The sequence below is a fragment of the Streptomyces minutiscleroticus genome (assembly GCF_014650875.1).
GTDB lineage: Bacteria > Actinomycetota > Actinomycetes > Streptomycetales > Streptomycetaceae > Streptomyces > Streptomyces minutiscleroticus.
The window spans coordinates 19,684-44,961 of sequence record NZ_BMVU01000034.1 but is presented as its reverse complement, the minus strand read 5'-3'; the positions used below and the strand labels follow the sequence as shown (position 1 = coordinate 44,961).

Sequence of the window (25,278 nt, the reverse complement as noted above, 5' to 3'; positions counted from 1 at the left end):
CGGTGGCGGCCGGCGGAGCGCGCGGCCGACCGGACCGCGCGCCGCGCCTCCGCTTGCACGGCTGCGGTCCGGACGGGAGGGTCGAGGACATGAAGGCGATCACTTACGACCGGTACGGCGGGCCCGAGGTCCTGGAGTTCGGCGACGTGCCCGACCCCAAGGTCGGCCCCGACAAGGTCCTGGTGAAGGTCCGCGCGGCGTCCGTCAACCCGGTCGACTGGAAGTGCCGGGAGGGCCACCTGGACGGCATGCTGGACACGGTGTTCCCGGTGGTCCCGGGCTGGGACGTCTCCGGAGTGGTGGTCCGTCCCGGCGTCGCGGTCCCGGAGTTCTGCGCCGGCGACGAGGTCATCGGGTACGTACGGGAGGACTTCCTCGCGCACGGCACCTTCGCCGAGTACGTGGCGGCCCCGGTGCGCACCCTCGCCCGCAAGCCCCGCAACCTCGGCTTCGAGGAGGCCGCGGGACTGCCCCTGGTGGGTCTCACCGCGTACCAGGCGCTCGGCAGGCTGCTGAACGTGCGGAGCGGCGACACCGTCCTCGTGCACGCGGCGGCGGGCGGCGTCGGCTCCGTCGCGGTGCAGCTGGCCCGCCATCTGGGCGCCCGCGTCATCGGCACGGCGAGCGGGCACAACCACGACTACGTGCGCGAACTGGGCGGCGAACCCGTCGAGTACGGCGAGGGCCTGGCCGACCGCGTGCGCGCCCTCGCCCCCGGCGGGGTCGACGCCGCCTTCGACACGGTCGGCGGCGACGCCCTGCGGGCCTCCGCCGAGGTGCTCACCCCGGAGGGCCGGCTGGCCTCGATCGTCGACCCGGCCGTGACCGACTTCGGCGGCCTCTACCACTTCGTCCGCCCCGACCCGGCGGACCTCCAGCACCTGTCGGACCTGTGCGAGCAGGGCGTCCTCACGGTGCACGTCTCCGAGACGTACCCGCTGGAGCGGGCGGCGGACGCGCACCGCAGCAACCAGGAGGGCCGCACCCGCGGCAAGATCGTGGTCACCGTGGGCCAGGACGAGGACGAGGACGAGGGTCAGGACTAGGGGCAGGGCCGGGACCAGGACCGGCCAGGGCCAGGACCGGAGGACGGAGCGAGCGGGCGCGGTCGCGGTCGCGGGCGCGGTGGTGGTGGTCAGAACAGCAGTGCCGCCGCGCACACCGCCAGGGCCACCGTGCACAGGGCCGCCGCCGAGGCGTGCCGGGGCGTGAGGACCGGCACGCCGTCCGCCGCGGCCGCCGCCAGCGCGCGGATGCGGCGGTGCGCCAGGGCGAGGAAGCCCAGCCACAGCAGGCAGCACAGCGCGGCGGCCACGATCCCGGCGGGCGTGGGGCCGCCGTGCAGCGCGCTCCTGACGGCGAGGACCGCCGCCACCGCGCCGGACAGGGTGGTGCGCCGCCAGGCGAGGCGGGTGCGCTCCGGCTGCAGGCCCGGATCGCGGGCGGGGGCGCTCATCCCTCCCAGCCGGCGAGCACGACGACGACCATCACCAGGGCCACGACGGCCACCGCCAGGCTCAGCACGGCGGGGAACCGGGACGCCGGCAGGTCCTCGCCGCGCCGGATCGCCCGCTCGCAGCGCACCCAGTGGTTCACCGCGCGCAGGGAGCTGAGCACCCCGGCGGCGAGCAGCGCGAGCGCGAGCCCGACCCGCCAGCCCCACCGCAGGTCCGGCAGGAACTGGTCCACGGCGAAGCCGCCGCCGATCAGCGCCAGGGCGGTGCGCAGCCAGGCGAGGAAGGTGCGCTCGTTGGCCAGTGAGAACCGGTAGTCGGGCGTGCCGCCCTCCTCCCGTACCCGCTCGGGCGCGAACCACAGCCGGACGTTCCGCACGAAGTCGATCACACCGAGAGCCTATCGAGGCAGGTCGGCGGGGACGCGCGGCGCCGGTGCGGGACGGCGTGCGGCCCGGCGGCCGGGGCCCCGGCCCGGCGCCGAGGTTCCAGCCCGTCCGCCGGTCCGCCGCCGGGTTCCCGGTCCGCCGCCGGGGTTCAGCCCGCCCGCCGGTGCGCCAGGAACCGCTCGTGGGCCGCCAGCCCGTCCGGCACCCACTCCCACTCCGCCAGGCGCCGCTCCACCTCGTCCGGCGGCAGGAAGGCGTGCCAGGCGACCTCCTCGGGCTGCGGGCGCACGGGCAGGTCGCAGCGCACCTGGTACACCGCCGACCACCAGGTCCGGCCGGCCCCGCCGTCGTAGAGGAACCTGAACAGCGGCTCGGGGCGCGGCAGCCCCGTGACGCCCAGTTCCTCCTCGGCCTCGCGCAGCGCCGCGTCGTCGTACGTCTCGCCCGCCCCGACGACCCCGCCGACGAACAGGTCGTACAGGGAGGGGAAGATGAGCTTGGTCGCGGTGCGGCGGTGCACGAACAGCCTCCCCTCGGCGTCCTCGACGCGCACGAACACACACCGGTGCCGCAGCCCCTTGGCGTACGCCTCCCCGCGCGGCGCCCGACCGATCACCCGGTCCTCCGCGTCCACGATGTCCAGGATCTCGTCGGCGGACCCGGAGCCGCTCAGGACGTCCGCACCGTCCGCACCACCGGTACCGTCCGTACCGCTCGTGCCGCCCGCACCACCGGTGCCGCCCGCACCGCCCGTGCCGCTCGTACCGTCCGTGCCGCCGTCTGCGCTCATGTCCCCATCCAACCAGCCGCCCCCGGGCCCGGGGCCGTGCGGTCCGCCGACAGCCGACAGCCGACAGCCGACAGCCGACAGCCGACAGCCGGTGGCCGGTCGGCTCCGGGTCAGTGGGACTGCAGGTCCCGGGCCCGTTCGTCCGGCGAGATGTCGCGCGGCATCGCCGGGTGCAGACCGAGGAGCACGATGCCCGCCACGACGGCCGCGAGCCCCGCGGACTCCCCGGCGAGCGACCCCGCGTCCGTGCGCAGGCGGTCGCCGAGGAAGCCCACGCCGCAGGCGATCCCGGCCAGCGGCTGCGCCGCCGTGAGCGCGGGCAGCGACATCCGCAGCGGCGCCGTCTCGAAGGCGCTCTGCACGAGCACCAGGCCGGTGATCCCGAGCACCAGCACGGCGTACGGCTGCCAGCCGGTGAAGAACCCCGGCCACCCGCCCTCGGCCAGCCGCTCGCCGCTCACCCGGGTGAGCGCGTCCTGCAGGCCGTACAGCAGGCCCGCCGCCACGGCCAGCAGCACGGGCGCGTGGCTCATCCGCGATCTGCGCGCGTACGCCGTGAGCAGCGCGGCCAGTCCCAGCACGATGCCGACGACCAGCCAGTGGCGGAGCGGATCGGTGACCGCGCTGCCGCCGCGCGGTTCGCCCGCCAGGAGGAACGCCGTCACCCCGCCCGCGAGCAGCGTGAGCCCCGCCCACCCCTGGCGGCCGAGCGGCTGCCCGGTCCATCTGCGCGACAGGGCCAGCGCGAACAGCAGGTTCGTCGCGAGCAGCGGCTCCACCAGGGAGAGTTCGCCCCGGGACAGGGCGAGCGCGCCGAGCACCATGCCGCACGCCATGAAGCCCATGCCGCCCAGCCAGCGCGGCACCCGCACCAGGTCGAGCAGCAGCCGGGGGGAGAGGAAGTCGCCGAGCGGCGCCCGCTGCGCGGCGCTCTGCTGGAGGACGAACCCGATGCCCAGGCAGCAGGCGGCGGTCACGGCGAGGACGAGGACGAGGACCGACACGCGACGCACCTCTGGGGAGATGGGAGGAACCGTCCAAGGGCGGGTGTCCGATCGACGATAGCGCTCCGCCGCCCGGTCCGCCCCCGGGTACGCGCCGCCGGACGGTTGACGCCGGTCACCGGGTTGTCCAAGGATCGGAACTCATCGGTAACCGGCGGTCCACCTCCCTGGTGCACGGCCTCGGTGCGAAGGGCGGACCATGGCGTACGACGCGGATGTGATCGTGATCGGGGCGGGCCTCGCCGGCCTCGCGGCGACCGCGGAGCTCGCCGACGCGGGACGCAGGGTGATCCTGCTGGACCAGGAGCCCGAGCAGTCCCTCGGCGGCCAGGCCCACTGGTCCTTCGGCGGCCTGTTCCTCGTGGACTCGCCCGAGCAGCGCCGCCTGCGCATCCGCGACAGCCACGGCCTCGCCCTGCAGGACTGGATGGGCACCGCCGGCTTCGACCGTCCCGAGGACGAGTGGCCGCGCAGGTGGGCCGAGGCGTACGTCGACTTCGCGGCGGGCGAGAAGCGCTCCTGGCTGCACCGGCAGGGCGTGCGGTTCTTCCCGGTGGTCGGCTGGGCCGAGCGCGGCGGCTACGACGCGCGCGGGCACGGCAACTCCGTCCCCCGCTTCCACATCACCTGGGGCACCGGCCCCGGCCTCGTCGCGCCCTTCGAGCGCCGGGTGCGGGAGGGGGCGGCCCGCGGCCTCGTCGACCTGCGGTTCCGGCACCGGGTGACCGGCCTCGCCCGCAGCGCGGGCACCGTGGACACCGTCACCGGCGAGGTCCTCGAACCCTCGGACGTCGCGCGCGGGCAGGCCAGCAGCCGCGCCGTCGCCGGCGCCTTCGAGCTCCGGGCCCAGGCGGTGATCGTCACCTCCGGCGGCATCGGCGGCGACCACGACCTCGTCCGCGCCCACTGGCCCGAGCGGCTCGGCCGCCCGCCCGGGCGCATGGTCTCGGGCGTCCCCGCGCACGTCGACGGGAAGATGCTCGCCGTCGCCGAGGCGGCGGGCGCGCGCCTGATCAACCGCGACCGCATGTGGCACTACACCGAGGGCCTGCAGAACTGGAACCCGGTCTGGGAGAACCACGGCATCCGCGTCCTGCCCGGCCCGTCCTCCCTCTGGCTGGACGCCCTCGGCCGGCGCCTGCCGGTGCCGCTGTTCCCGGGCTTCGACACGCTCGGCACGCTGGAGCACATCATGCGGACCGGGTACGACTACACGTGGTTCGTGCTCGACCGGAAGATCATCGGCAAGGAGTTCGCGCTCTCGGGCTCCGAGCAGAACCCCGACCTGACCGGCAGATCCGTCCGCGGCGTGTTCGAACGGGCGCGCACCGACGTCCCCGGTCCGGTGCGGGCGTTCATGGAGCACGGCGCCGACTTCGTCGTGGAGAAGGACCTCGGCGACCTCGTCCGGGGCATGAACGCGCTCACCCGCGAACCCCTCATCGACGAGGCCGCGCTGCGCCGCGAGATCGTCGCGCGCGACCGGGAGGTCGCCAACCCGTTCACCAAGGACCTCCAGGTCACCGCCGTCCACGGCGCCCGCAGGTACCTCGGCGACCGGCTGATCCGCACCGCCGCCCCGCACCGCATCCTCGACCCGGAGGCGGGCCCCCTGATCGCCGTGCGCCTGAACATCCTCACCCGCAAGACGCTCGGCGGCCTGGAGACGGACCTGTCGTCCCGGGTCCTGACGGACGGCGGCCTGCCGCTGCCGGGCGTGTACGCGGCCGGCGAGGCCGCCGGCTTCGGCGGGGGCGGCGTCCACGGCTACCGCTCCCTGGAGGGCACGTTCCTCGGCGGCTGCCTGTTCTCGGGCCGCGCGGCGGGCCGGGCGGCGGCCCGGGCGGTGGGATGAGGCACCCGCACCCGTGCCCGCACCCGTACCCGCTTGGTCCCGCGGGCCGTGAGGGCCGGAGACGCCGGAGGCCCCAGCCGCTCCGCGAGGAGCGAGTGGGGCCTCCGGCCGTTCCCTACGGCCGTACGGCGCCGGCCGAGAACCGGAACCGTCGCGCGGCTCCGCAAGGGACCGGAACCACCGCGCGGCTCCGGTCCGGGAGCGGGGCTAGATCACCAGGGACAGCAGCAGGACCACGGCGACGCCGACCACGGAGATGACCGTCTCCATCACGGACCAGGTCTTGACCGTCTGTCCGACGTTCAGTCCGAAGTACTCCTTGACCAGCCAGAACCCCGCGTCGTTGACGTGGCTGAAGAACACCGAGCCGGCGCCGATGGCGAGGACCAGGAGCGCGACGTGCGTGCTCGACATGTCGGCCGCGAGCGGGGTGACGAGACCGGCCGCCGAGATGGTGGCGACGGTCGCCGAGCCGGTCGCGAGCCGGATCGCCACGGCGATCAGCCAGGCGAGCAGCAGCCCGGGGATCGACCAGTCCTTGGAGATCTCCAGGACCATCTGGCCCACGCCGGAGTCGATCAGCGTCTGCTTGAAGCCGCCGCCCGCGCCGACGATCAGCAGGATGCCCGCGATCGGCGCCAGCGACCTCTCCACGGTCGTGGAGAGGCGCTCCTTGGTGAACCCGGCCGCGCGGCCCAGCGTGAACATGCCGACGAGTACGGCCGCCAGCAGCGCGACCAGCGGCGAGCCGATCACGTCGAAGACCCGCTGCACGGTGTGCCCGGGGTCGTCGACGACGATGTCGACCAGCGCCTTGGACAGCATCAGCACGACCGGCAGCAGCACGGTGACGATGGTCGCGCCGAAGCCGGGCCGCTTCTGAAGGTCCTCGGAGGCGCGCTGCGGGATCATCTTCTCCGGCGCGGCGACGTCCACCCAGCGGGCGGCGTACTTCGAGAACACCGGACCGGCGATGACCACGGTCGGAATCGCGACGAGGACGCCGAGCGCCAGCGTCAGGCCGAGGTTCGCGTCCACCGCGTCGATCGCGGCCAGCGGGCCGGGGTGCGGCGGGATGAGGGCGTGCATCACGGACAGGCCCGCGAGCGCGGGGACGCCGATCCGCATGAGCGAGTAGCTGCCGCGCTTGGCCACCATCAGCACGACCGGGATGAGCAGGACGATGCCGACCTCGAAGAAGAGCGGCAGGCCGATCACCGAGGCGATCAGCACCATCGCCCACGGCATGGAGCGCCCGCCCGCCTTGGCGAGGATGGTGTCCACGATCTGGTCGGCACCGCCGGAGTCCGCGAGCAGCTTGCCGAGGACGGCGCCCAGGGCGATCAGCACGCCCACGCCGGAGACGGTCGAGCCGAGACCGGCGGTGAAGCTGGAGATGGCCTTGTCGAGCGGCGCCCCGGCGAACGCGCCGAGCGCCAGCGACCCGATGGTCAGCGCCAGGAACGCGTGGAGCTTGAACTTCGTGATGAGCAGGACGATGACGGCGATGCCCGCCAGGACGGCGATGCCCAGCTGGGCATGGCCCGCCGAGGTGATCGGCTCGACGGCATCCGCTGCCAGCATCTCGACGCTGAGACTGGTCACGGTCTTTCCTTGCATGGTTACGGGTGGGGGCGGGGGAGGTGCCTCCCGTGCCGGTGCCGTGCCGCGACGGTGCGCGGCACACCCGGACGCGGGCGGCTGCGGTCCCGCGGGACCGCGGTGTTCCGGTGGCCCGCGCGGGCCCCGTCCGTACGGGGTCCGCGCGAACCGCGGTGGTGCGCGGCGGCCCGTGCGGGCCGCGGTGGTGCGCGGTGGTCCTCACGGACCTGGTGGTGCGCGGTCCTCGCGGACCGTTGCGTACGAGGGCGGTCGGGCCCGTCCGTACGCGGCCGGCCCGCGCGGGCCGAAGGCGTGCGGCGGCCTCGGGGACCATCGCTCACCGGGGTCCCCGGGACCGGGGTGAGCGAACGCGGTCCCGGCGGGCCCCGCACCGCGGCGGCGCCGTACCGGGTGCGGTACGCGCGCCACCGCGCCGGTTCAGCGCGGCGTCCTCAGGTCGTGCAGTGCGGTCACGGCCCGGTCGGCGATCTCCTCGGGGCCGCCGGAGACGTCCACGGCGACGCCCGCCTCGTCCTCCTCCAGCGGCTGGAGGGTGGCGAACTGGGAGTCGAGCAGCGCCGTCGGCATGAAGTGCCCCCGCCGCTGGGCCATCCGGCCCTCGATGAGGGCCCGGTCACCGGCCAGGTGGACGAAGACGACGCCGGGAGCCGCGGCCCGCAGCCGGTCGCGGTAGCTCCGCTTCAGCGCCGAGCAGCTGACCACACCGCCCTGCCCCGCACGTCCGTGCGCCCAGGCGCCGATGGCGTCCAGCCACGGCCACCGGTCGTCGTCCGTCAGAGGCGTCCCGGCCGACATCTTGGCGATGTTGGCCTCGGGGTGGAAGTCGTCGCCCTCGGCGTACGGAACGCCGAGCCGCGCCGCAAGCAGGGGACCGATCGTGGTCTTCCCGGTGCCTGCCACGCCCATGACTACGACGACGTGGGGGGTGCTCATCACTGCCTCGCTGTCTTCATCGACATCGGACGCCGTGGACCGTTGCGTCCGTTCACGCCACTGAAACGCATTAGGTCTGACTAATTCAAGAGTCTGTGATGTAAAAGTCTGACTTTTTGTTCCCGCGCCCCTCCTCGTACGCTGACCCCATGAGCACACGGGGCCGAGGGCTGCACGGCCATGTACTGGACACCCTCGGACCGGCGATCACAGCGGGCGAGTATCCGCCGGGCAGCGTGCTGCGCACGGACGAGCTGGCCCAGCGCTTCGAGGTGTCCCGCTCCGTCATGCGCGAGGCCGTCCGCGTCCTGGAGTCCATGCACCTGGTGGAGTCCCGCCGCCGCGTCGGCGTCACCGTCCGCCCGACGGCCGAGTGGAACGTCTACGACCCGCAGGTCATCCGGTGGCGCCTCGCGGGCGCCGACCGCCCGCGCCAGCTGCGCTCCCTGACCGTGCTGCGCTCCGCCGTCGAACCGGTCGCCGCCGGCCTCGCCGCCCGCCACGCCACCGCCGAGCAGTGCGCCGAGCTCACCGAGTGCGCGCTCGGCATGGTGGCCACCTCACGCGGCCAGCAGCTCGAGGGCTATCTGGTGCACGACGTCGCCTTCCACCGGATCGTCCTCAACGCCTCCGGCAACGAGATGTTCGCGCGCCTCGGCGACGTGGTCGCCGAGGTCCTGACGGGCCGCACCCATCACCAGGTCATGTTCGAGGACCCCGACCCGGCGGCCGTGACGCTGCACGTCCAGGTCGCGGAGGCGGTCCGCGCGGGCGACGCGGACCGCGCCGAGAGCCTCACCCGCGAGATCGCCGTCGGCGCGCTCCGGGAACTGGACGTCCTGGCGCCCTGAGCGACCCGGCCGCCGGGCGGCCGGTACGGGGACCGCCCGGAGCTACCCGACGTCCCCGTCCACGTACACCCACGCCCCGCCGACCCGCTCGAAGCGGCTGTGCTCGCGCAGCTCGCCCCCGGCGTGGCCGGCGCGGAAGGTGACGGTGCCGGTGGTGTGGAAGGCCGTGCCGCCGCTCGTGGCGAGGATCTCCAGGCCGGTCCACCGCAGGCCCGGCTCGAACTCCACCCGCGGCGGCCGCGTCCGCGGGTGCCAGGTCCGCAGCAGGTACGCCTCGTCCCGCTCGGCGAAGGCGCTGTACCGCGACCGCATCAGCGCCTCGGCGGTGGGCGCGGCGGCCTCGCCCCGGTGGAACCGGCCGCAGCACTGCGCGTACGTCCCGCCCGAGCCGCAGGGGCAGGCGCGGGAGGACGGCGGAGTGGCGGTGCGCGCGGGCCGTCGGGCCGGGCGGGAGCTGCGTCGGGACATGCCCGCCATTGTGCCGGTCGGCCCGGGGGAGGGGCGTCCCGCCCCGCCCGGAGGCAAGCCGCGCGTCCGGCCGCCGTACGACACGGAGGAGGGCCGCGACCTCGTGGTCGCGGCCCTCCTCCGCTCTGTGTCCGAGGGGGGACTTGAACCCCCACGCCCGATAAAGGGCACTAGCACCTCAAGCTAGCGCGTCTGCCATTCCGCCACCCGGACAAGGTGTTCGCCGTGCGGGGTTTCCCCCGCGGCGACAGAGGAAACATTACCAGGCTTTCGGAGTCCCCCGATCACGGGCCGCCGGGTGTGAACCGCGTGTGACGGGCCGGGCCCGGCCTTGGGCCCGCGGAGCCGGAGAGGGAGGATGAGGGGGACCACCAGCAGTGAGCGCGGGAGGAAGCAGCGTGAGCGAGTCGGACACGACCAGGGGCGTCACCGGTGAGGACGAGGTCGTCGACCTCTGCCGCGAGCTGATCCGGATCGACACCAGCAACTACGGCGACCACTCCGGGCCGGGCGAGCGCAAGGCCGCCGAGTACGTCGCCGAGAAGCTCGCCGAGGTGGGGCTCGAACCGCAGATCTTCGAATCGCACAAGGGGCGCGCCTCCGTGGTCGCCCGGGTCGAGGGCGAGGACCGCTCGCGGCCCGGCCTCCTCATCCACGGCCACACCGACGTCGTCCCGGCCAACGCCCAGGACTGGACCCACCACCCCTTCTCCGGGGAGGTCGCGGACGGCTGCGTCTGGGGCCGCGGCGCCGTCGACATGAAGGACATGGACGCGATGACCCTGGCGGTCGTGCGCGACCGGCTGCGCAGCGGCCGCAAGCCGCCGCGCGACATCGTCCTCGCCTTCCTCGCCGACGAGGAGGCCGGCGGTACCTGGGGCGCCCGCCACCTCGTCGACAACCACCCGGACCTGTTCGAGGGCGTCACCGAGGCGATCGGCGAGGTCGGCGGGTTCTCCTTCACGGTCAACGAGAAGCTGCGGCTGTACCTCGTCGAGACCGCGCAGAAGGGCATGCACTGGATGAAGCTGACCGTGGACGGCACCGCCGGGCACGGTTCGATGATCCACCGGGACAACGCCATCACCGAGCTGTCGGAGGCCGTCGGCCGCCTGGGCCGGCACAAGTTCCCGGTCCGCGTGACCAAGACCCTGCGCCACTTCCTCGACGAGCTCGGCGACGCCCTCGGCACCGAGCTCGACCCGGAGGACATGGACGGGACGCTCGCCAAACTCGGCGGCATCGCCAAGCTCATCGGGGCGTCCCTGCAGAACACCGCCAACCCCACCCAGCTCGGCGCCGGCTACAAGGTCAACGTCATCCCCGGGCAGGCCACCGCCCACGTCGACGGCCGCTACCTGCCGGGGTACGAGGAGGAGTTCCTCGCCGACCTGGACCGCATCCTCGGCCCCCGGGTGAAGCGCGAGGACGTGCACGCCGACAAGGCGCTGGAGACCACCTTCGACGGCGCCCTGGTCGACGCGATGCAGACCGCGCTGTCCGCCGAGGACCCGATCGCGCGCGCCGTGCCCTACATGCTCTCGGCCGGCACCGACGCCAAGTCCTTCGACGACCTCGGCATCCGCTGCTTCGGCTTCGCGCCGCTGAAGCTGCCGCCGGAGCTGGACTTCGCGGGCATGTTCCACGGTGTCGACGAGCGCGTCCCGGTCGACGGCCTGAAGTTCGGCGTCCGGGTCCTCGACCGCTTCATCGACGCCTCCTGAGCACCCGGCCTCCTGGCCCACCCGGCCGCGGAACAAGGAACTTCAGGTAATCGGCAAGGCGTACGAAGTCCACCGGGAAGAGTGAATCCGACGATAAGCTCGTAGCTCCATTACTCCTTCCTCGTTACAGGTAGTGCGATCCGCGGTTGGGGGTCGCGGTCCCTATGAGGAGGAATAATGATCAAGAAGGTCGTCGCTGCTGCGGCTGCCACCGGTGGGCTGGTTCTGGCGGGCGCGGGTGTGGCCGCCGCCGACTCGGGAGCGCAGGGCGCCGCCGTGCACTCTCCCGGCGTCCTTTCCGGCAACGTCATCCAGGCCCCGATCCACGTCCCGGTGAACGTCTGCGGCAACACGGTCTCCGTGATCGGGCTGCTGAACCCCGCCTTCGGCAACACCTGCACCAACGTGTGACGTCGCGCCCCACTCACGTGAGGGTCTGAGTCCGCGGCCCCGGAGCACCTCCCACATGCTCCGGGGTCGTCGGGCATACCGCGCACGCGCACACGGCACGTGCGGATCTCTGAAGTACCGAGGCAGGGAAGACTATGCGACAGGTCACTCGCAAGGGCCTGATGACGGTGGCGGCCGCGACGGGTGTGCTGGCGGCCGCCAGCGGCTACGCGCACGCCGACGCAGGAGCGAGCGGGTCCGGTTCGAACTCCCCGGGTGTGCTGTCCGGCAACACGGTGCAGGTCCCGGTGCACGTCCCGGTCAACGTCTGCGGCAACACCGTGAACGTGATCGGTCTGCTCAACCCGGCGTCCGGCAACAGCTGCGCCGACGAGGGGGGCGGCTCCCACGGCTCCTCCGGCGGCGGCTCGCAGGCCGCCGGCCACACGAGCGACTCGCCCGGCGTCGGCTCCGGCAACCACGTCGAGGTCCCCGTCGACGTGCCGGTCAACGTCTGCGGCAACACCGTCACCGTCGGCGGCCTCGGCAACGCGGTCACCGGCAACGACTGCGGGAACAGCGGCGGCGGCGGCCACGAGACGCCCCCCGGCGGCGACGACACGCCCCCTCCGGGCGACGACACACCGCCCCCGGGTGACGACGACACCCCGCCGTCCGGCGACGACACACCGCCTCCCGGCGACGGCGACACGCCCCCTTCGGGCGACCACGACACCCCCGGGCAGCCGGGCACGCCCGAGCAGCCCGGTACGCCCGAGCAGCCCGGTACGCCGGAGGAGCCCTCGTCCCCGGGCGGCTCCCACCCGGGCGCCTCCGAGCCGAACGAGGTGGACGCCCAGGCCGTCACACAGCCGAGGGGCAGCTCCCAGCTCGCCTCCACCGGCAGCGACCTGCCGGTCGGCATGGTCCTGCCCGTCGGCGCGGGCGCCCTGCTGGCGGGTGCTTTGCTCTACCGCAAGGCACGCTCGGCGGCATAGAGGGGACATTCGGTCACACAGCGGGGCCAAGCACCCCGTACCACCTGCAACGGATCGGGTCCCGCACGCGCGGGACCCGATCCGTTTCGGCCGCCTTTCCTCACCATGTCGCGCGCAGCTGGCGGATGATCCGCCGGCGCAGCCGCACCTTGCGGCTGCCGTCGGGGCGCAGGCTGAGGCGGTCCAGCTCCCAGTGTCCGTATTCGGCGTGGTCTGTCAGCAGACGTGTCGTCTCCTTGCGGGAGACCCCGCGCGGTACGTACACGTCGACAAATTCGTATTCCGGCATCGCATCTATTGTGCGGGCACGGGGCCGGTACGGATAGCGTCTGCACTATGTCTGATGCTGCGCAGCCCACCGCTGCCGAGGTACGCGCCGCCGCCGAGGCGGTCAAGGCTGCGCTCGACCGTCACTTGGCGGCGGTCGAGCGCAGGTCGGGCGAGGACGACCCGGCCGTCTACGAGGCGTTCAACGAGCTGGCCGCGGCCGCCGAGGAGTACGACGAGCTCCTGTACGACCGCTACGACGAGGTCACGCCCTTCGAGATCCCCGGCGCCGAGGACATGCCGCCGTACACGGGACCCGAGGAGCCGAACGCGCTGAGCGTGCTGATCCGCCGGGACTACGCCGTGGTGGAGCCGCAGCGGCTGCTGGCGCAGGCCCAGCGGGTGGCGGCCGTGGAGGGGGAGGACGCCGCGGACCCGGACACGGGCGCCGCCACCGTGCACGGGGCGCTGGGCGTGCTGTTCGGGGAGTTCGAACCGGACGAGATCGCCTCCCGGCACAAGGAGTTCGGTCTGGAGGAGGGCGACTCCACGCTGTGGGTGACCGCCGCCGACGAGCCGGCCGAGCCGGGGGAGTGGCTGGAGGCCCCCTTCGAGCAGGCGGACCCGCAGCGGGTCGTGTGCCGCTTCGACGTCAGCGCGGTCTTCGACGACGACGCGGACGACGACATCGAGGAGGACCTCGTCCCGGACCTGGAGGAGGAACTGGACGAGGACGAGGACCTGGAGCCGCTGGACGCGGACCGCCGCTGAGGCGGCACCGCGCGACGCGCGGCCTCGACAGGACAGGAGAAGGGCCCCGCCCGGCTGCCGGCCCCACTGAGGGACGGCCCCGGGCAGGGGCCCTTCGGCGTACGTGTGCACGACCGCGTCGTACGGACGGCCGCACGGCGTACGGACGGCCGTGCGTCCCCGCACACCCGTGTGTCCCGGACACCTCGTGCCGCCCTGAGGGCCTCGCGCGTCGCCCGCGCGGAGCCGCCCGCGGCGTCCGCCCCGCCGCGGGCCGGGCGGCACCCGTCAGGCCGGCCGGGGCGGGCGCCGCCTTCGCGTGGCCCGGTGGCCGAGCAGCTCAGCCGGCGGCCGGGATCTGCGTCCTGAGCAGGACGGGCAGGCGGGTGGTGCGGGGCTTGGCGGAGACCTCCGCGACCGCGCGGGGCAGCGCCTGCTCCACGCCGTGGACCACCGACAGATGGCGCTCGGCGCGGCCGAAGGCCGTGTAGACCCAGGGACGGCTCAGCGCCTGCGCCGCGTCGCCGGGCAGCACCACGACCGCGGCCGGCCAGCGCGAGCCGACGGCCTGGTGCGCGGTGAGCGCCCAGCCGTGCCGCACCGTCTGCTCCACCCGCTCCCTCGGCACGGCGACGCGGACGCCCGCGCACTCCAGGTGCAGCCCGTCGGCGTCGGCCCCCACCACGCGGCCCGGCGCCGTACGGCCCGGTGCCGGGGTGTACGCCACCCGGTCCCCGAGGTCGAACCCGCCGAAGCGGCCCGGGCCGGGGTTGAGCCGCTCCTTGAGGGCGGCGTTGAGCGCGCGCGTGCCCACCGCGCCGCCGTGGCCCGGGGTGATCACCTGCGTCTGCTCGGCCGGGACGCCGATCGCCCGGGGCACCGAGTCGGCGACCAGCTGCACCGTGCGGTGGACCGCCTCGCCGGCGTCGCGCACCGGGACGATCACCACCTCCTTGCCGGGGGCGTCGACCTGGTTCAGCTCGCCGACGCCGATGCCGGAGACCAGCTCGCCGATCGGGCCGGGGTCCGGGGTGCGGGAGGCCACCTGCGGGCACACGCGGGCCGCGGCCAGGTCCGCGAAGACCCGTCCGGGCCCGGCGGACCACAGCACCCCCGGGTCCCCGCTCAGCACCAGCCGGGCCCCGTCCGGGAGCGACTCGACCACCATGGCCGCGGCCTCCACGTCCAGCTGCGGGGCGTCCAGGACGACCAGCAGGTCCAGGTCCAGGGCGCCGTCGGCGTCCCGTCCCGGGCCCTCGTGCCCGGACAGCAGTCCGGCGACGGTCGCCACGGCGTCACCGGAGGCGGGACCGTCCGCGCCGGACCCGTCCGGTCCGCCCGCGGACTCCGCCGCGGCCGGTGAGGCGTCCGCCAGCAGCCGCGCGAAGCGGTCCCGGCCGTCCGCCGTGTGCGTGGCGGCCCAGGCGCGCAGGCCCAGCGAGCGCGCCGCCGCGACCAGCGCCGCCGGCTCCGCGCGCGCGGCCTCGCCGCCGGTGTGGAGCACCAGGCCGTGGCCGGCGGCGGTCCGGATCAGCTCGGCGGCGGAACCCCGGACGGCGTCGGCCGCCGCCTCCCAGTCCGCGCCGCGGTCCTCGTCCTTGTGCTGCGAGTTCACCAGCCGGGCCAGGCCGTCGGCCAGGCTCTCCTCCGCGAGCGCGTACCGCTCCAGACCGATCAGGACGCGGACCGGGCGCTCCTGCTCGCCCTCCTCCTGCTCCGCCTCGGAGGGCCGCGGCGCGCCGGGCTCGTCCAGCGCGTCCTGGAAGACCAGCGCCTCGCCCTCGGCGACGGCGCTCTGCACGGCCTCGTCCGGGTCGGGCACCGCGCGCTGGGCCAGCGCCGCCCGCAGCGCCGCCGCCTCCAGGGCCGTGTGTCCGGCGAGGGCCGCCTGCTCCAGCAGCCAGACGGTGACCGCCCGGCCGCGCCGCTCGTCGTCGGGCCCGCACTCCGCGCCCAGCAGCGCCCGCGCGAAGCCGTCCGCCTGCTCGGGGCGGACCCCGGCGACCCGCAGCAGCTGCCAGGGGTCCTCCCGCAGCGCGTCCTGCGCGCCCTCGCCCAGGACCGCGGCGGCCTGGGGGGCGAGCGCCTCGGGCGCACCGCCCGCGGCCAGCACGCGCCGTACGGCGTCGACGGTCTCCGGGGCCGCGGCCGGCCGGCCCGCCGCGTCGGCCGCCGCCTCGGTCTGCGGCCGGCGCACCGGCTCGGGCACGGGCCTGCGCGCCTCGGGCGCGCTGTCGTCGAAGACGCTGGCCCGGGGCTTCTGGCCACCCTCAACGGCCCGGACGGCCGCCAGCAGGTCGGCGGCCGTGCCGCTCAGCTTGGTCCCGCTCTCCACGGGCCCCTTCTTCTCGGCCTTGCGGCGCTCGATCCGCTCCCGGAACTCCCGCTGTGCCGCCAGCTCCGCCTCGGCCTCGGTCAGCTCGGAGGTCCCCGGCGTCTCCGAGACCTGTGCGGCCTCCGATGCCTGCTCGCCGGCGGCCCCGTCCGTCGCGGCCCCGCCGTCGCCGTCGTCACCGCCGTCCGCCGTCCCGGCTCCCGCGCCGTCCGCCTGCGCCGGTGGCTCGTCCCCGGCGCCGTCCCCGGCGGCCGGGCCGTCCCCGGCCGGAGCGGTGTCCCCGGCGTCGGCGTCCGGCGCGCCGTTCGCGGGCGCCACCGGGTCCGGGCCCGCCCCCGGGCTCTCCGGCTCGGGTCCCTCCGTGGCAGCGGGGTCCGTGGTCACAGCGTGCTCCAGTCCTGGTCGGGATAGCGGTGCACGGGCGCCGACACGTCGTCGAGAGCCCGGCAGATCTCGTCAGGAAGACTAAGGCTCTCCACTGACAGAGCGGCCGTGAGCTGCGTGGCGTTGCGCGCGCCGACCACGGGCGCGACCACGCCGGGCCGGTCGCGCACCCAGGCCAGCGCCACGTGCAGCGGGGTCGTCGCGAGCCCGTCCGCGGCGGTCGCCACCGCGTCGACGATGCGGCTCGCCGCGTCGTCCAGGTACGGCGCGACGAACGGCGCCAGGTGTTCCGACCCGCCGCGCGAGTCGGTGGGTGTGGTGTGCCGGTACTTGCCGGTCAGGACGCCCCGGCCCAGGGGGGAGGAGGGCAGCAGCCCGACCCCGAGGTCGATCGCGGCGGGCAGCACCTCGCGCTCTATGCCGCGCTGCAGCAGCGAGTACTCCATCTGCGCGCCGGCCAGCCGGGTGCGCGTGCCGGGCGCGGCCAGCTGCCAGGTCGCCGCCTTGGCGAGCTGCCAGCCGCAGAAGTTGGAGACCCCGGCGTACCGGACGCGGCCGCTGTTCACGGCTGTGTCGAGGGCCTGGAGCGTCTCCTCCAGGGGTGTCCCGGGGTCGTAGGCGTGGACCTGCCACAGGTCCACGTAGTCGGTGCCGAGGCGGGCGAGCGAGGCGTCGAGCGCGGCCAGCAGGTGCCCGCGCGAACCGTCGACGCGCCGCTCCGGGTCCGGCAGGCTGCCCGCCTTCGTGCAGATCACCAGGTCCCGGCGCGGCACCAGCCGCTCCATCAGCTGCCCGAGCAGATACTCGGCCTCCCCGTCGCCGTACACGTCGGCCGTGTCGACCAGGGTGCCGCCCGCCTCCCAGAAGACCTTCAACAGGCCCGCGGCGTCGTGCTCGCCGGTGTCCCGGCCCCACGTCAGGGTGCCGAGTCCGATCCGGGACACGCGCAGGCCGGTGCGGCCGAGATGCCTCTGCTCCATGTCGGCTGACATTACTGGCCGGATGTCAGTACGTGGGGAGCCTGTGGACAACCTTCGCGCCACCCCGGCCCACGGCCTGTGGACGACCCGTCCGCGGGCCCCGTGCGCCCTGCGTCTGCCGCCCCGGCCGACGGCGCGCTAGGGTGCCCGGACAAGGGACGTTACTGATGAGTAGATGAGTAAGGGGATCGGCCATGCAGCTCGGGATCAACCTCGGCTACTGGGGTGCCGGAATGGACGCGGACAACCTCGCCGTCGCCCAGGAGGCCGACCGGCTCGGCTACGCCGTCTGCTGGGCCGCCGAGGCGTACGGCTCGGACGCGGCCACCGTGCTGTCCTGGGTGGCCGCCCAGACCGAGCGGATCGACGTCGGCTCGGCCATCTTCCAGATCCCGGCCCGCCAGCCCGCGATGACGGCGATGACCGCCGCGACCCTCGACTCGCTCTCCGGCGGCCGCTTCCGCCTCGGCCTCGGCGTCTCCGGGCCGCAGGTCTCCGAGGGCTGGTACGGCGTGAAGTTCGACAAGCCGCTGGCCCGCACCCGCGAGTACGTCGAGATCGTCCGCAAGGCCATGTCCCGCGAGCGCCTGTCCCACGAGGGCGAGCACTGGACGCTGCCGCTGCCGGGCGGCCCGGGCAAGCCGCTCAAGCTGACCGTGCACCCGCAGCGCGAGCACATCCCGCTCTACATCGCCGCGATCGGCCCGAAGAACCTGGAGCAGACCGGCGAGATCGCCGACGGCGCCCTGCTGATCTTCCCCTCGGCCGACCACCTGGAGGAGACGGCCGTGCAGCACCTGCGCGCCGGACGGGAGAGGGCGGGCCTGACCATGGAGGGCTTCGACGTCTGCCCGACGCTGCCGCTCGCGGTCGGCGACGACAAGGACGTGGCGGAGCTGGCCGACGTCTTCCGCCCCTACACCGCCCTCTACGTGGGCGGCATGGGCAGCCGCAAGCAGAACTTCTACAACCGGCTGGCCCAGCGCATGGGGTACGAGAAGGAGGCCGCCGAGATCCAGGACAAGTACCTGGCCGGCGACAAGGACGGCGCCGCCGCCGCGATCCCGCAGAAGCTGATCGACCAGACGACGCTGCTCGGCTCCGTCGACCGCATCGCGGACCGGATGAAGGCGTACGCCGCGGCCGGGGTCACCACCCTCACGCTGGCCCCCGCGGGCCTCACCCTGGAGGAGCGCGTCGCCTCCCTGCGGGCAGGAGCCGAGGCTCTGGAGCGCGCCGGCCTCGCCTGACGCACGGCACACCCGCGGGGGCGGGGAATTCCTGCGGCCGTGGTGGGGGCTCGGGGGTCTTCCCCGCCACGGCCGTTACGTAGAACAACGCGCCCGCGCCCCTCGGGTTACGCCCGCCTCGGGGCCCTTGGGTCCGCCGTTCGGCGCAATTGCCGGGCACGCTTGTTGCCACCCCCCTCGCCTGCGCATTTGACTCGCCGCAAGGCGCAGTCCCGCAAGGAGGCGGCAGTGATGCTTTCGGCCAGGAGTCTGTTCCAGGAGATCCTCGACGGCGACGAGTCGTTCCGGCTCTTCTGCTCCGTCGCCGCCAGCGGGGAGTCGCAGGGCGGCTGGGAGAACGCGCGCATCGCCGCGCTCGTGCCCGAGAGCCAGCGGGAGCTCGCGCCCAGGATCGCCCGGCACGGCGCCGACGAGGACAAGCACGGACGGATCTTCAGGGCCCTGCTGCGCAAGCGCGGCCTCGAACCCGTCGAGGTCCCGCCCGAGACCGACTACACGATGCTCCTGGAGCGGCACGGCATCGGCCTCGCGCACGACAGGCTCCGCGGCGACGAGGCGCTCGGCGTGCGGGACGTCGTCACCTACCTCGCGCACAGCCGGGTCACCGAGCAGCGCGCCGCCGAGCAGATGCGGCTGCTGCGCAGGCACTTCTCCGGCCGCCCCGACATCGGCCGCGCGGTACGGATGATCTCCGAGGACGAGGACGACCACCTCGCCTACAGCAACGAGGAGCTGCTGCGCCTGGCCGCCGCCGGGTACGGCCGGGACATCCGGCGGGCGCTGCGCGAGTGCGCCCTCGTCGAGATCCGGGTCCACCGCGACGTCAGCCTCGCCGTGATGGACCGCATGGGGCGCCTCCTCGGCTGGCCGAGGACGAGGTCCGCGCTGCTGGCCGCCGGCATCCACGCCGTCTACGCGTACGAGCGGCTGGGCGGCTGGCGGCGGATGGTGTCGCTGCGGATGCCGGAGCGGCGCGACGCGCTGGGCGGCCCCGCGAAGGCCGCCCCGGAGTTCGCGTGACGGCCGGACCCGGGACCGCGCGACCGGCCGTCCGGCACGGGGCCGGGCGCCGCCTCAGAGCCAGCCGCGCCGCTTGAAGAGCCGGTGGAGCAGGACCTCCAGGACGACCATCACGGCCACCGCCGCCGGGTACGACCACGTCCAGCGCAGCTCCGGCATGTGCTCGAAGTTCATGCCGTAGATACCGGCGATCATGGTGGGGACCGCGGCCATGGCGGCCCACGCGGAGATCTTCCGCATGTCGTCGTTCTGCCGCACGCTCATCTGCGCCAGGTGCGCCGAGAGGATGTCGGACACCAGCCGGTCCAGGCCCTCGACCGACTCGTTCACCCGGGTGAGGTGGTCGCTGACGTCCCGGAAGAAGGGCTGCGCGGAGTCGTCGACGAAGGGCACCGCCGGGGCGAACTGGCCGTTGCCCGACAGCCTGGACAGCGGCGGCGCCAGCGGGCCCGTCGCCCGGCGGAACTCCAGGATCTGCCGCTTGAAGGTGTAGATCCGGGAGGCGATGTCCCGCGAGCCGCCGTCGGTGGGCGAGAACACCTCCGTCTCCAGCTCCTCCAGGTCGGTCTGGAGCTCGGTGGCCACGTCCAGGTAGTGGTCGACCGTCGCGTCGGTGATCGAGTGGAGCACCGTCGTGGGGCCGTGCCGCAGCAGGTCCGGGTTCCGCTCCAGGCGGTCGCGCACCTCGTCGAGCGGCGCGCCCTCGCCGTGCCGCACGGTCACCACGAAGGAGTCGCCCAGGAAGATCATGAGTTCGCCGGAGGACACCTCGTCGCTCTTCGGCTCGTACGTCACGGGCTTGAGGACCATGAACAGCGAGTCGTCGTAGACCTCCAGCTTGGGCCGCTGGTGGGCCTTGAGGGCGTCCTCGACGGCCAGGGGGTGCAGCTTGAACTCCTGCGAGACCCGGTCGAACTCGTCCTCCGTCGGCTCGTGCAGCCCGATCCAGACGAAGGCGCCGCTGTCGGCGCGGGCGGTGTCCAGGGCGGCGGAGAAGTCCCCGGCCCCCTCGGCCCTCTGTCCGTCCCGGTAGATGGCACAGTCAACGATCACGAAGCGCAGCCTCCCGTCGCCGCGGTCGATGAGGGCCCGGTCGTCCGCCGGACCCGTGTCAGCACGCCGGACGCCCGTCCGGCCCGCGGTGGTACTCCGGTTGTCCGCGGAGCGGGCGGTCATGCACACGCCGTCCGTGCGCCCGGGCCGCGCGCCGGGCCCGCGGACGGCCCGCCCGGCCCCGGGACGGCCGTCCGCCGGGCCGGGCGGGCCGCCGGTGCCGCGGGGACGGGCCGGGGCCCGCGTGCCCGCGGGAAGCGCGCGGTGCGGCCTTAGGGTGGACGGCATGCCCACACTGCTCCTCGTCCGGCACGGACGTTCCACCGCCAACACCGCGGGACTGCTCGCCGGGTGGACGCCCGGCGTCGCCCTCGACGAGCGCGGCGCGGCGCAGGCCGCCGAGCTGCCCCGCCGACTCGCCGGCCTGCCTCTCGCGGAGGTGGTCGCGAGCCCCCTCCAGCGCTGCCAGGAGACCGTGCGCCCGCTCCTGGAGGCGCGGCCCGGGCTGCGGTCCCACACCGACGACCGCATCGGCGAGTGCCACTACGGCGACTGGTCGGGGCGCAAGCTGGCCGAGCTGGCGGACGAGCCGCTCATGGAGGTCGTCCAGGCGCACCCGTCCGCCGCCGCGTTCCCCGGCGGGGAGTCCATGCGGGCCATGCAGACGCGGGCCGCCGAGGCGGTGCGCGAGTGGAACGCGCGCGTCGAGCGCGACCACGGCGCCGACGCGGTCTACCTCATGTGCTCGCACGGCGACATCATCAAGTCCCTCGTCGCGGACGCGCTCGGGCTGCATCTGGACCTCTTTCAGCGGATCTCCGTAGAACCGTGTTCCATCACGGCGATCCGTTACACACGGCTGCGGCCGTTCCTCGTGCGCCTCGGGGACACCGGCGATCTCGCGTCGCTCGCGCCGCGCCCGGAGGCCGGCGCCGACGCCGCGGCAGGTGGCGACGCCACGGTAGGGGGCGATGCGGGCGCACCGTGATCGTCGGGCGCAGTAGGGTGAAGCGGTCGAGACGGCGCAGCAGTTGTCGGCGGCGGACGCGCTCGACGGCAGATTCAGTCGATCCCATGGAGACAGGACGTGTCCCGTCAGGTGTTCCTCTACGACCCCCCGGACCGTTTCGTGGCCGGTACGGTCGGGCTGCCCGGGCGCCGTACCTTCTTCCTGCAGGCGACGGCCGGGCCCCGGGTGACCAGTGTGGCCCTGGAGAAGACGCAGGTGGCGGCGCTGGCCGAACGGATGGACGAGTTGCTCGACGAGGTCGTGCGCCGCTCCGGCGGCAGCGCCCCCGTCCCGGCCGTGGCCCCGACGGAGGTCGCCGACACCGCTCCGCTCGACACGCCCGTCGAGGAGGAGTTCCGGGTCGGCACGATGGCCCTCGCCTGGGACGGTGAGGAGGAGCGCATGATCGTCGAGGCGCAGGCGCTCGTCGAGCTGGACGCCGACTCCGAGGAGGACCTCGCCGCCGCGGAGGAACGGTTGCTCCAGGACGAGGAGAACGGCCCGCCGATGCTCCGCGTCCGGCTCACCGGCGCCCAGGCGCGGGCCTTCGCCAAGCGCGCCCTCGACGTCGTCAACGCCGGCCGCCCGCCGTGCCCGCTGTGCAGTCTCCCGCTCGACCCGGAAGGACACGTATGTCCGCGCCAGAACGGATACCGCCGCGGAGCGTGACCACGGCCGAGCTGCTCGCGAAGGGCGAGCTGACGGTACGCGGCCAGATCCGTGAGGCCTCCAACGCGGTGCTGCTCTGCGACGTGTCGTACGAGGGCAGGACGGCGGCCTGCGTCTACAAGCCCGTCGCCGGGGAGCGCCCGCTGTGGGACTTCCCCGACGGCACCCTGGCGAAGCGCGAGGTCGCGGCGTACGAGGTGTCGGAGGCGACCGGCTGGGGCCTGGTGCCGGTCACCGTGGAGCGCGACGGCCCCTACGGCGAGGGCATGTGCCAGCTGTGGGTCGAGCCGGCGCCCGGCGGCGCGGAGCTCCTCGCCCTCGTGGACCGCGAGGAGCCCGGGGAGGGCTGGAAGGCGATCGGCCTCGCCGAGGTCGACGAGGGCCGCACGGCCCTGCTGGTGCACGCCGACGACGAGCGGCTGCGGCGGCTCGCCGTGCTCGACGCAGTGATCAACAACGCCGACCGCAAGGGCGGGCACCTGCTGCCCGCCGAGGACGGCCGGCTCTACGGCATCGACCACGGGGTCACCTTCCACACCGAGAACAAGCTGCGCACCCTGCTGTGGGGCTGGGCGGGGGAGCCCCTCACCCAGGAGGCGCTGGACGTGCTGGGCCGGATGGCGGACACGCTGTCCCCGCAGGGGCCCCTCGCCACCCGGCTGGCCGAGCTGATCACCCCGGCCGAGCTGGACGCCACGCGCGCGCGGGTCGCCGCCCTGCTCGGCTCCGGGCGCCACCCGGAGCCCTCGGGCGAGTGGCCGGCGATCCCCTGGCCGCCGGTGTAGACCCCGCCCCGGGGCCGCCGCGCCGGCCGGGCCCTGGACGGCGCGGAGCGCTGCGAGGCACATCGCCGACGGACGCGCAAGAGCGCCTTCCCGGACATCGGGCCTGGTCCGGTTCGTATACGGAACATCCGTCCGGTTAGGCTCAAGACATGCATGCCTGGCCCGCTTCCGAGGTCCCCGCCCTTCCCGGCAAGGGCCGCGACCTCAGGATCCACGACACCGCGACCGGTGGCCCGATCACCCTCGCCCCCGGTCCCGTCGCCCGTATCTACGTCTGCGGCATCACGCCGTACGACGCGACCCACATGGGTCACGCGGCGACCTACAACGCGTTCGACCTCGTCCAGCGTGTGTGGCTCGACACCAAGCGGCAGGTTCACTACGTCCAGAACGTGACGGACGTCGACGATCCGCTCCTGGAGCGCGCCGAGCGCGACGGGGTCGACTGGGCCGGTCTGGCCGAGCGTGAGACCGCCCTCTTCCGCGAGGACATGACGGCCCTGCGGATGCTCCCGCCGAAGCACTACGTCGGCGCCGTGGAGGCGATACCCGCCATCGTCCCGCTCGTCGAGCGGCTCAAGGAGGCCGGGGCCGCCTACGAGCTGGAGGGCGACGTCTACTTCTCCGTGGAGGCCGACCCGCACTTCGGCGAGGTCTCCCACCTGGACGCGGCCGCCATGCGGCTGCTGTCCGCAGAGCGCGGCGGCGACCCGGACCGCCCCGGCAAGAAGAACCCGCTCGACCCGATGCTGTGGATGGCCGCCCGCGACGGCGAGCCCAGCTGGGACGGCGGCTCCCTCGGCCGCGGCCGCCCCGGCTGGCACATCGAGTGCGTCGCCATCGCCCTGGACCACCTCGGCATGGGCTTCGACGTCCAGGGCGGCGGCTCCGACCTGGTCTTCCCGCACCACGAGATGGGCGCCTCGCACGCCCAGGTCCTGACCGGCGAGTTCCCCATGGCCAAGGCGTACGTCCACGCCGGCATGGTCGCCCTGGACGGCGAGAAGATGTCCAAGTCCAAGGGCAACCTGGTCTTCGTCTCCCGGCTGCGCCGCGACGGCGTCGACCCGGCGGCGATCCGCCTGGCGCTGCACGCCCACCACTACCGCAGCGACTGGGAGTGGACCGACCAGGTGCTCCAGGACGCCGTCGACCGGCTCGGGCGCTGGCGCGCGGCCGTGTCGCGGCCCGACGGCCCGCCGGCCGAGGCGCTCGTCGAGGAGATCCGCACGGCCCTCGCGAACGACCTGGACGCCCCGGCCGCGCTCGCCGCGGTCGACCGCTGGGCGGCGGAGCAGCAGGAGCGCGGCGGCACGGACGAGGGCGCCCCCGGCGTCGTCACGCGGGCGGTGGACGCGCTCCTCGGCGTGGCGCTGTGACGTAAACGGTTCCGCCGTCGGCGCCGGACGGCAGGAGGGGCGCCTCCCCGGACGGGGAGGCGCCCCTTGGCGCTCACGCGCTCACGTACGGACGGGCGGCAGGCGCGTCAGACCCGCTGGATCCGCACGCTGCGCAGGACGTGCGGCGACTGGGTGTCCCAGACGCCGATGACCGGCTGCTGGTACGCGAAGGCCTGCTGGACCTCCACGAGGGCGTCCGGGGTCGGGGACTGCAGGACGCGGAGCTGGCCGTTGATGCGCAGGATGATGTGGCGCGAGTGCCCCTGCAGCGGGTGGACGACGTTGATGAAGGCGTCCGCCACGCCCGAGGCGAGGCGCTGCTGCTGGACGTGCTGGACGACCTGCTGGACAGCGGCGACCAGGACCTGCTGGATCTGCTGCTGGATCTGCTGCTCCTGCTGCTGCGCCTGCTGGTCCTGCTGCTGCTGTCCGAACGGCTGCTGTTGCTGCTGGCCCATCTGCTGCAGCAGCCCCTGGAAGGGCTGCTGCTGACCGAGCTGCTGCAGCTGCTGGAGCAGGTGCTGCGGGACCTGCTGGCCCATGACCTGCTGGCCGAAGGGCTGCTGACCGAGACCCTGCTGGCCGAAGGGCTGCTGCTGACCCATGAACCCCTGCTGGCCGTAGGGCTGCTGGCCGTACTGCTGACCGATGCCCTGCTGCCCGAGCCCGAACGGCTGCTCGCCCATGCCCTGCTGGCCGAAGGGCTGCTGCTGACCCATGAACCCCTGCTGCCCGAAGGGCTGCTGCAGTTGCTGGCCGTAGCCCTGCTGCCCGAACTGCGGAGGAGCCGTGCTCGGTCCCTGCTGGCCCATGCCCTGCTGCTGCCCGTAAGGCTGCTGCTGTCCCTGCTGGTACATCTGCGGGGTGGTGCTCATGCGGTGTGCCACCTTCCCTGAC

The 25,278-nt window shown here is 74.2% G+C and carries 26 protein-coding genes and 1 tRNA gene; 14 read left to right on the top strand and 13 right to left on the bottom strand.

The window, feature by feature from the left end:
• Positions 1 to 89: 89 nt before the first annotated feature.
• Positions 90 to 1,046, top strand: coding sequence for an NADP-dependent oxidoreductase (locus IE271_RS27355; RefSeq protein WP_190193115.1), 957 nt, complete (start codon positions 90 to 92; stop codon positions 1,044 to 1,046).
• Between the two features lie 89 nt (positions 1,047 to 1,135).
• On the opposite strand, the gene IE271_RS27350 is transcribed toward IE271_RS27355, so the two are convergent.
• The 4 genes from IE271_RS27350 to IE271_RS27335 form a co-directional block, all read right to left on the bottom strand.
• Entirely contained in the window at positions 1,136 to 1,456 is a 321-nt protein-coding gene (locus IE271_RS27350) for a DUF202 domain-containing protein (RefSeq protein ID WP_190193114.1), read from the bottom strand.
• The gene (locus IE271_RS27345; RefSeq protein ID WP_190193113.1) at positions 1,453 to 1,845 is read right to left on the bottom strand and encodes a YidH family protein; all 393 of its coding nucleotides are present in this window, start codon (positions 1,843 to 1,845) and stop codon (positions 1,453 to 1,455) included. Before IE271_RS27345 ends, IE271_RS27350 begins: the two co-directional genes overlap by 4 nt.
• A 146-nt stretch (positions 1,846 to 1,991) precedes the next feature.
• Positions 1,992 to 2,633, bottom strand: a complete 642-nt coding sequence (locus tag IE271_RS27340; protein ID WP_190193112.1) for an NUDIX hydrolase — start codon at positions 2,631 to 2,633, stop codon at positions 1,992 to 1,994.
• 110 nt (positions 2,634 to 2,743) lie between these two features.
• Positions 2,744 to 3,637, bottom strand: a complete 894-nt coding sequence (locus tag IE271_RS27335; RefSeq protein ID WP_190193111.1) for a DMT family transporter — start codon at positions 3,635 to 3,637, stop codon at positions 2,744 to 2,746.
• A 199-nt stretch (positions 3,638 to 3,836) separates the two neighbouring features.
• On the opposite strand from IE271_RS27335, the gene IE271_RS27330 reads away from it, so the two are divergent.
• Positions 3,837 to 5,492: an FAD-binding dehydrogenase gene (locus IE271_RS27330; RefSeq protein WP_190193110.1), complete on the top strand. Its 1,656-nt coding sequence runs from the start codon at positions 3,837 to 3,839 to the stop codon at positions 5,490 to 5,492.
• Between the two features lie 207 nt (positions 5,493 to 5,699).
• On the opposite strand, the gene IE271_RS27325 is transcribed toward IE271_RS27330, so the two are convergent.
• Positions 5,700 to 7,097 carry a GntT/GntP/DsdX family permease gene (locus tag IE271_RS27325; RefSeq protein ID WP_190193109.1) on the bottom strand — a complete coding sequence of 466 codons (1,398 nt, stop codon included), beginning with the start codon at positions 7,095 to 7,097 and terminating at the stop codon, positions 5,700 to 5,702.
• Positions 7,098 to 7,532: 435 nt separating this feature from the next.
• Complete coding sequence (locus IE271_RS27320) at positions 7,533 to 8,048, bottom strand: gluconokinase (RefSeq protein ID WP_190193108.1); 516 nt, start codon at positions 8,046 to 8,048, stop codon at positions 7,533 to 7,535.
• A 149-nt stretch (positions 8,049 to 8,197) separates the two neighbouring features.
• On the opposite strand from IE271_RS27320, the gene IE271_RS27315 reads away from it, so the two are divergent.
• Complete coding sequence (locus IE271_RS27315; protein WP_190193107.1) at positions 8,198 to 8,899, top strand: FadR/GntR family transcriptional regulator; 702 nt, start codon at positions 8,198 to 8,200, stop codon at positions 8,897 to 8,899.
• Between the two features lie 42 nt (positions 8,900 to 8,941).
• On the opposite strand, the gene IE271_RS27310 is transcribed toward IE271_RS27315, so the two are convergent.
• Together IE271_RS27310 and IE271_RS27305 are read right to left on the bottom strand one after the other, a co-directional pair.
• A complete protein-coding gene (locus tag IE271_RS27310; protein WP_190193106.1) occupies positions 8,942 to 9,376 on the bottom strand; it encodes a YchJ family protein in 435 nt (144 codons plus the stop codon).
• A 119-nt stretch (positions 9,377 to 9,495) separates the two neighbouring features.
• Positions 9,496 to 9,580, bottom strand: a tRNA-Leu gene (locus tag IE271_RS27305).
• A gap of 185 nt (positions 9,581 to 9,765) precedes the next feature.
• Between IE271_RS27305 and IE271_RS27300 the strand changes: the two genes are divergently transcribed.
• The 3 genes from IE271_RS27300 to IE271_RS43630 all read left to right on the top strand — a co-directional run bounded on the left by IE271_RS27300 (position 9,766) and on the right by IE271_RS43630 (position 12,479).
• Complete coding sequence (locus tag IE271_RS27300) at positions 9,766 to 11,091, top strand: M20/M25/M40 family metallo-hydrolase (RefSeq protein ID WP_190193105.1); 1,326 nt, start codon at positions 9,766 to 9,768, stop codon at positions 11,089 to 11,091.
• Between the two features lie 177 nt (positions 11,092 to 11,268).
• Positions 11,269 to 11,502 carry a chaplin ChpH gene (chpH, locus tag IE271_RS27295; protein ID WP_190193104.1) on the top strand — a complete coding sequence of 78 codons (234 nt, stop codon included), beginning with the start codon at positions 11,269 to 11,271 and terminating at the stop codon, positions 11,500 to 11,502.
• Between the two features lie 134 nt (positions 11,503 to 11,636).
• Complete coding sequence (locus IE271_RS43630; RefSeq protein WP_190193103.1) at positions 11,637 to 12,479, top strand: chaplin; 843 nt, start codon at positions 11,637 to 11,639, stop codon at positions 12,477 to 12,479.
• A 100-nt stretch (positions 12,480 to 12,579) separates the two neighbouring features.
• Here the strand turns inward: IE271_RS43630 and IE271_RS27285 are convergent, their stop codons facing one another.
• Positions 12,580 to 12,768, bottom strand: coding sequence for a DUF5703 family protein (locus tag IE271_RS27285; protein ID WP_190193102.1), 189 nt, complete (start codon positions 12,766 to 12,768; stop codon positions 12,580 to 12,582).
• Between the two features lie 47 nt (positions 12,769 to 12,815).
• Between IE271_RS27285 and IE271_RS27280 the strand changes: the two genes are divergently transcribed.
• Positions 12,816 to 13,517, top strand: a complete 702-nt coding sequence (locus IE271_RS27280) for a hypothetical protein (RefSeq protein ID WP_190193101.1) — start codon at positions 12,816 to 12,818, stop codon at positions 13,515 to 13,517.
• 319 nt (positions 13,518 to 13,836) lie between these two features.
• Here the strand turns inward: IE271_RS27280 and IE271_RS27275 are convergent, their stop codons facing one another.
• Complete coding sequence (locus IE271_RS27275; protein WP_190193100.1) at positions 13,837 to 16,215, bottom strand: helix-hairpin-helix domain-containing protein; 2,379 nt, start codon at positions 16,213 to 16,215, stop codon at positions 13,837 to 13,839.
• Positions 16,212 to 17,195 (bottom strand): aldo/keto reductase, encoded by a 984-nt coding sequence (locus tag IE271_RS27270; protein ID WP_190193099.1) that lies wholly within the window; start codon positions 17,193 to 17,195, stop codon positions 16,212 to 16,214. Before IE271_RS27270 ends, IE271_RS27275 begins: the two co-directional genes overlap by 4 nt.
• A gap of 194 nt (positions 17,196 to 17,389) precedes the next feature.
• On the opposite strand from IE271_RS27270, the gene IE271_RS27265 reads away from it, so the two are divergent.
• Together IE271_RS27265 and IE271_RS27260 are read left to right on the top strand one after the other, a co-directional pair.
• Entirely contained in the window at positions 17,390 to 18,445 is a 1,056-nt protein-coding gene (locus IE271_RS27265) for an LLM class F420-dependent oxidoreductase (protein WP_190193098.1), read from the top strand.
• A 231-nt stretch (positions 18,446 to 18,676) separates the two neighbouring features.
• The gene (locus IE271_RS27260; RefSeq protein ID WP_190193097.1) at positions 18,677 to 19,465 is read left to right on the top strand and encodes a ferritin-like domain-containing protein; all 789 of its coding nucleotides are present in this window, start codon (positions 18,677 to 18,679) and stop codon (positions 19,463 to 19,465) included.
• A 54-nt stretch (positions 19,466 to 19,519) separates the two neighbouring features.
• Here the strand turns inward: IE271_RS27260 and corA are convergent, their stop codons facing one another.
• Positions 19,520 to 20,518: a magnesium/cobalt transporter CorA gene (corA, locus tag IE271_RS27255; protein WP_190193096.1), complete on the bottom strand. Its 999-nt coding sequence runs from the start codon at positions 20,516 to 20,518 to the stop codon at positions 19,520 to 19,522.
• 286 nt (positions 20,519 to 20,804) lie between these two features.
• On the opposite strand from corA, the gene IE271_RS27250 reads away from it, so the two are divergent.
• The 4 genes from IE271_RS27250 to mshC all read left to right on the top strand — a co-directional run bounded on the left by IE271_RS27250 (position 20,805) and on the right by mshC (position 24,360).
• Complete coding sequence (locus tag IE271_RS27250) at positions 20,805 to 21,506, top strand: histidine phosphatase family protein (RefSeq protein WP_190193095.1); 702 nt, start codon at positions 20,805 to 20,807, stop codon at positions 21,504 to 21,506.
• Between the two features lie 99 nt (positions 21,507 to 21,605).
• Positions 21,606 to 22,196 carry a DUF3090 domain-containing protein gene (locus IE271_RS27245; protein WP_190193094.1) on the top strand — a complete coding sequence of 197 codons (591 nt, stop codon included), beginning with the start codon at positions 21,606 to 21,608 and terminating at the stop codon, positions 22,194 to 22,196.
• Positions 22,160 to 22,981 carry an SCO1664 family protein gene (locus IE271_RS27240; protein WP_190193093.1) on the top strand — a complete coding sequence of 274 codons (822 nt, stop codon included), beginning with the start codon at positions 22,160 to 22,162 and terminating at the stop codon, positions 22,979 to 22,981. Before IE271_RS27245 ends, IE271_RS27240 begins: the two co-directional genes overlap by 37 nt.
• Before the next feature lie 149 nt (positions 22,982 to 23,130).
• Positions 23,131 to 24,360: a cysteine--1-D-myo-inosityl 2-amino-2-deoxy-alpha-D-glucopyranoside ligase gene (gene mshC / locus IE271_RS27235; RefSeq protein ID WP_190193092.1), complete on the top strand. Its 1,230-nt coding sequence runs from the start codon at positions 23,131 to 23,133 to the stop codon at positions 24,358 to 24,360.
• Between the two features lie 107 nt (positions 24,361 to 24,467).
• On the opposite strand, the gene IE271_RS42345 is transcribed toward mshC, so the two are convergent.
• Entirely contained in the window at positions 24,468 to 24,683 is a 216-nt protein-coding gene (locus tag IE271_RS42345; RefSeq protein WP_229919589.1) for a hypothetical protein, read from the bottom strand.
• Between IE271_RS42345 and IE271_RS42340 the strand changes: the two genes are divergently transcribed.
• Entirely contained in the window at positions 24,654 to 25,277 is a 624-nt protein-coding gene (locus tag IE271_RS42340; RefSeq protein WP_229919588.1) for a hypothetical protein, read from the top strand. The genes IE271_RS42345 and IE271_RS42340 overlap by 30 nt on opposite strands.
• The last annotated feature ends 1 nt before the right edge of the window (position 25,278 follow it).

Coding starts and splice junctions, on each gene's coding strand:
- IE271_RS27355 (WP_190193115.1), top strand. CDS start 90: ATGAAGGCGATCACTTACGACCGGTACGGCGGGCCCGAGGTCCTGGAG.
- IE271_RS27315 (WP_190193107.1), top strand. CDS start 8,198: ATGAGCACACGGGGCCGAGGGCTGCACGGCCATGTACTGGACACCCTC.
- chpH (WP_190193104.1), top strand. CDS start 11,269: ATGATCAAGAAGGTCGTCGCTGCTGCGGCTGCCACCGGTGGGCTGGTT.
- IE271_RS27320 (WP_190193108.1), bottom strand. CDS start 8,048: ATGAGCACCCCCCACGTCGTCGTAGTCATGGGCGTGGCAGGCACCGGG.
- IE271_RS27250 (WP_190193095.1), top strand. CDS start 20,805: ATGCCCACACTGCTCCTCGTCCGGCACGGACGTTCCACCGCCAACACC.
- IE271_RS27350 (WP_190193114.1), bottom strand. CDS start 1,456: ATGAGCGCCCCCGCCCGCGATCCGGGCCTGCAGCCGGAGCGCACCCGC.
- IE271_RS27285 (WP_190193102.1), bottom strand. CDS start 12,768: ATGCCGGAATACGAATTTGTCGACGTGTACGTACCGCGCGGGGTCTCC.
- IE271_RS27280 (WP_190193101.1), top strand. CDS start 12,816: ATGTCTGATGCTGCGCAGCCCACCGCTGCCGAGGTACGCGCCGCCGCC.
- IE271_RS27330 (WP_190193110.1), top strand. CDS start 3,837: ATGGCGTACGACGCGGATGTGATCGTGATCGGGGCGGGCCTCGCCGGC.
- IE271_RS43630 (WP_190193103.1), top strand. CDS start 11,637: ATGCGACAGGTCACTCGCAAGGGCCTGATGACGGTGGCGGCCGCGACG.
- IE271_RS27270 (WP_190193099.1), bottom strand. CDS start 17,195: ATGGAGCAGAGGCATCTCGGCCGCACCGGCCTGCGCGTGTCCCGGATC.
- mshC (WP_190193092.1), top strand. CDS start 23,131: ATGCATGCCTGGCCCGCTTCCGAGGTCCCCGCCCTTCCCGGCAAGGGC.
- IE271_RS27240 (WP_190193093.1), top strand. CDS start 22,160: ATGTCCGCGCCAGAACGGATACCGCCGCGGAGCGTGACCACGGCCGAG.
- IE271_RS27265 (WP_190193098.1), top strand. CDS start 17,390: ATGCAGCTCGGGATCAACCTCGGCTACTGGGGTGCCGGAATGGACGCG.
- IE271_RS27310 (WP_190193106.1), bottom strand. CDS start 9,376: ATGGCGGGCATGTCCCGACGCAGCTCCCGCCCGGCCCGACGGCCCGCG.
- IE271_RS27340 (WP_190193112.1), bottom strand. CDS start 2,633: ATGAGCGCAGACGGCGGCACGGACGGTACGAGCGGCACGGGCGGTGCG.
- IE271_RS27260 (WP_190193097.1), top strand. CDS start 18,677: ATGCTTTCGGCCAGGAGTCTGTTCCAGGAGATCCTCGACGGCGACGAG.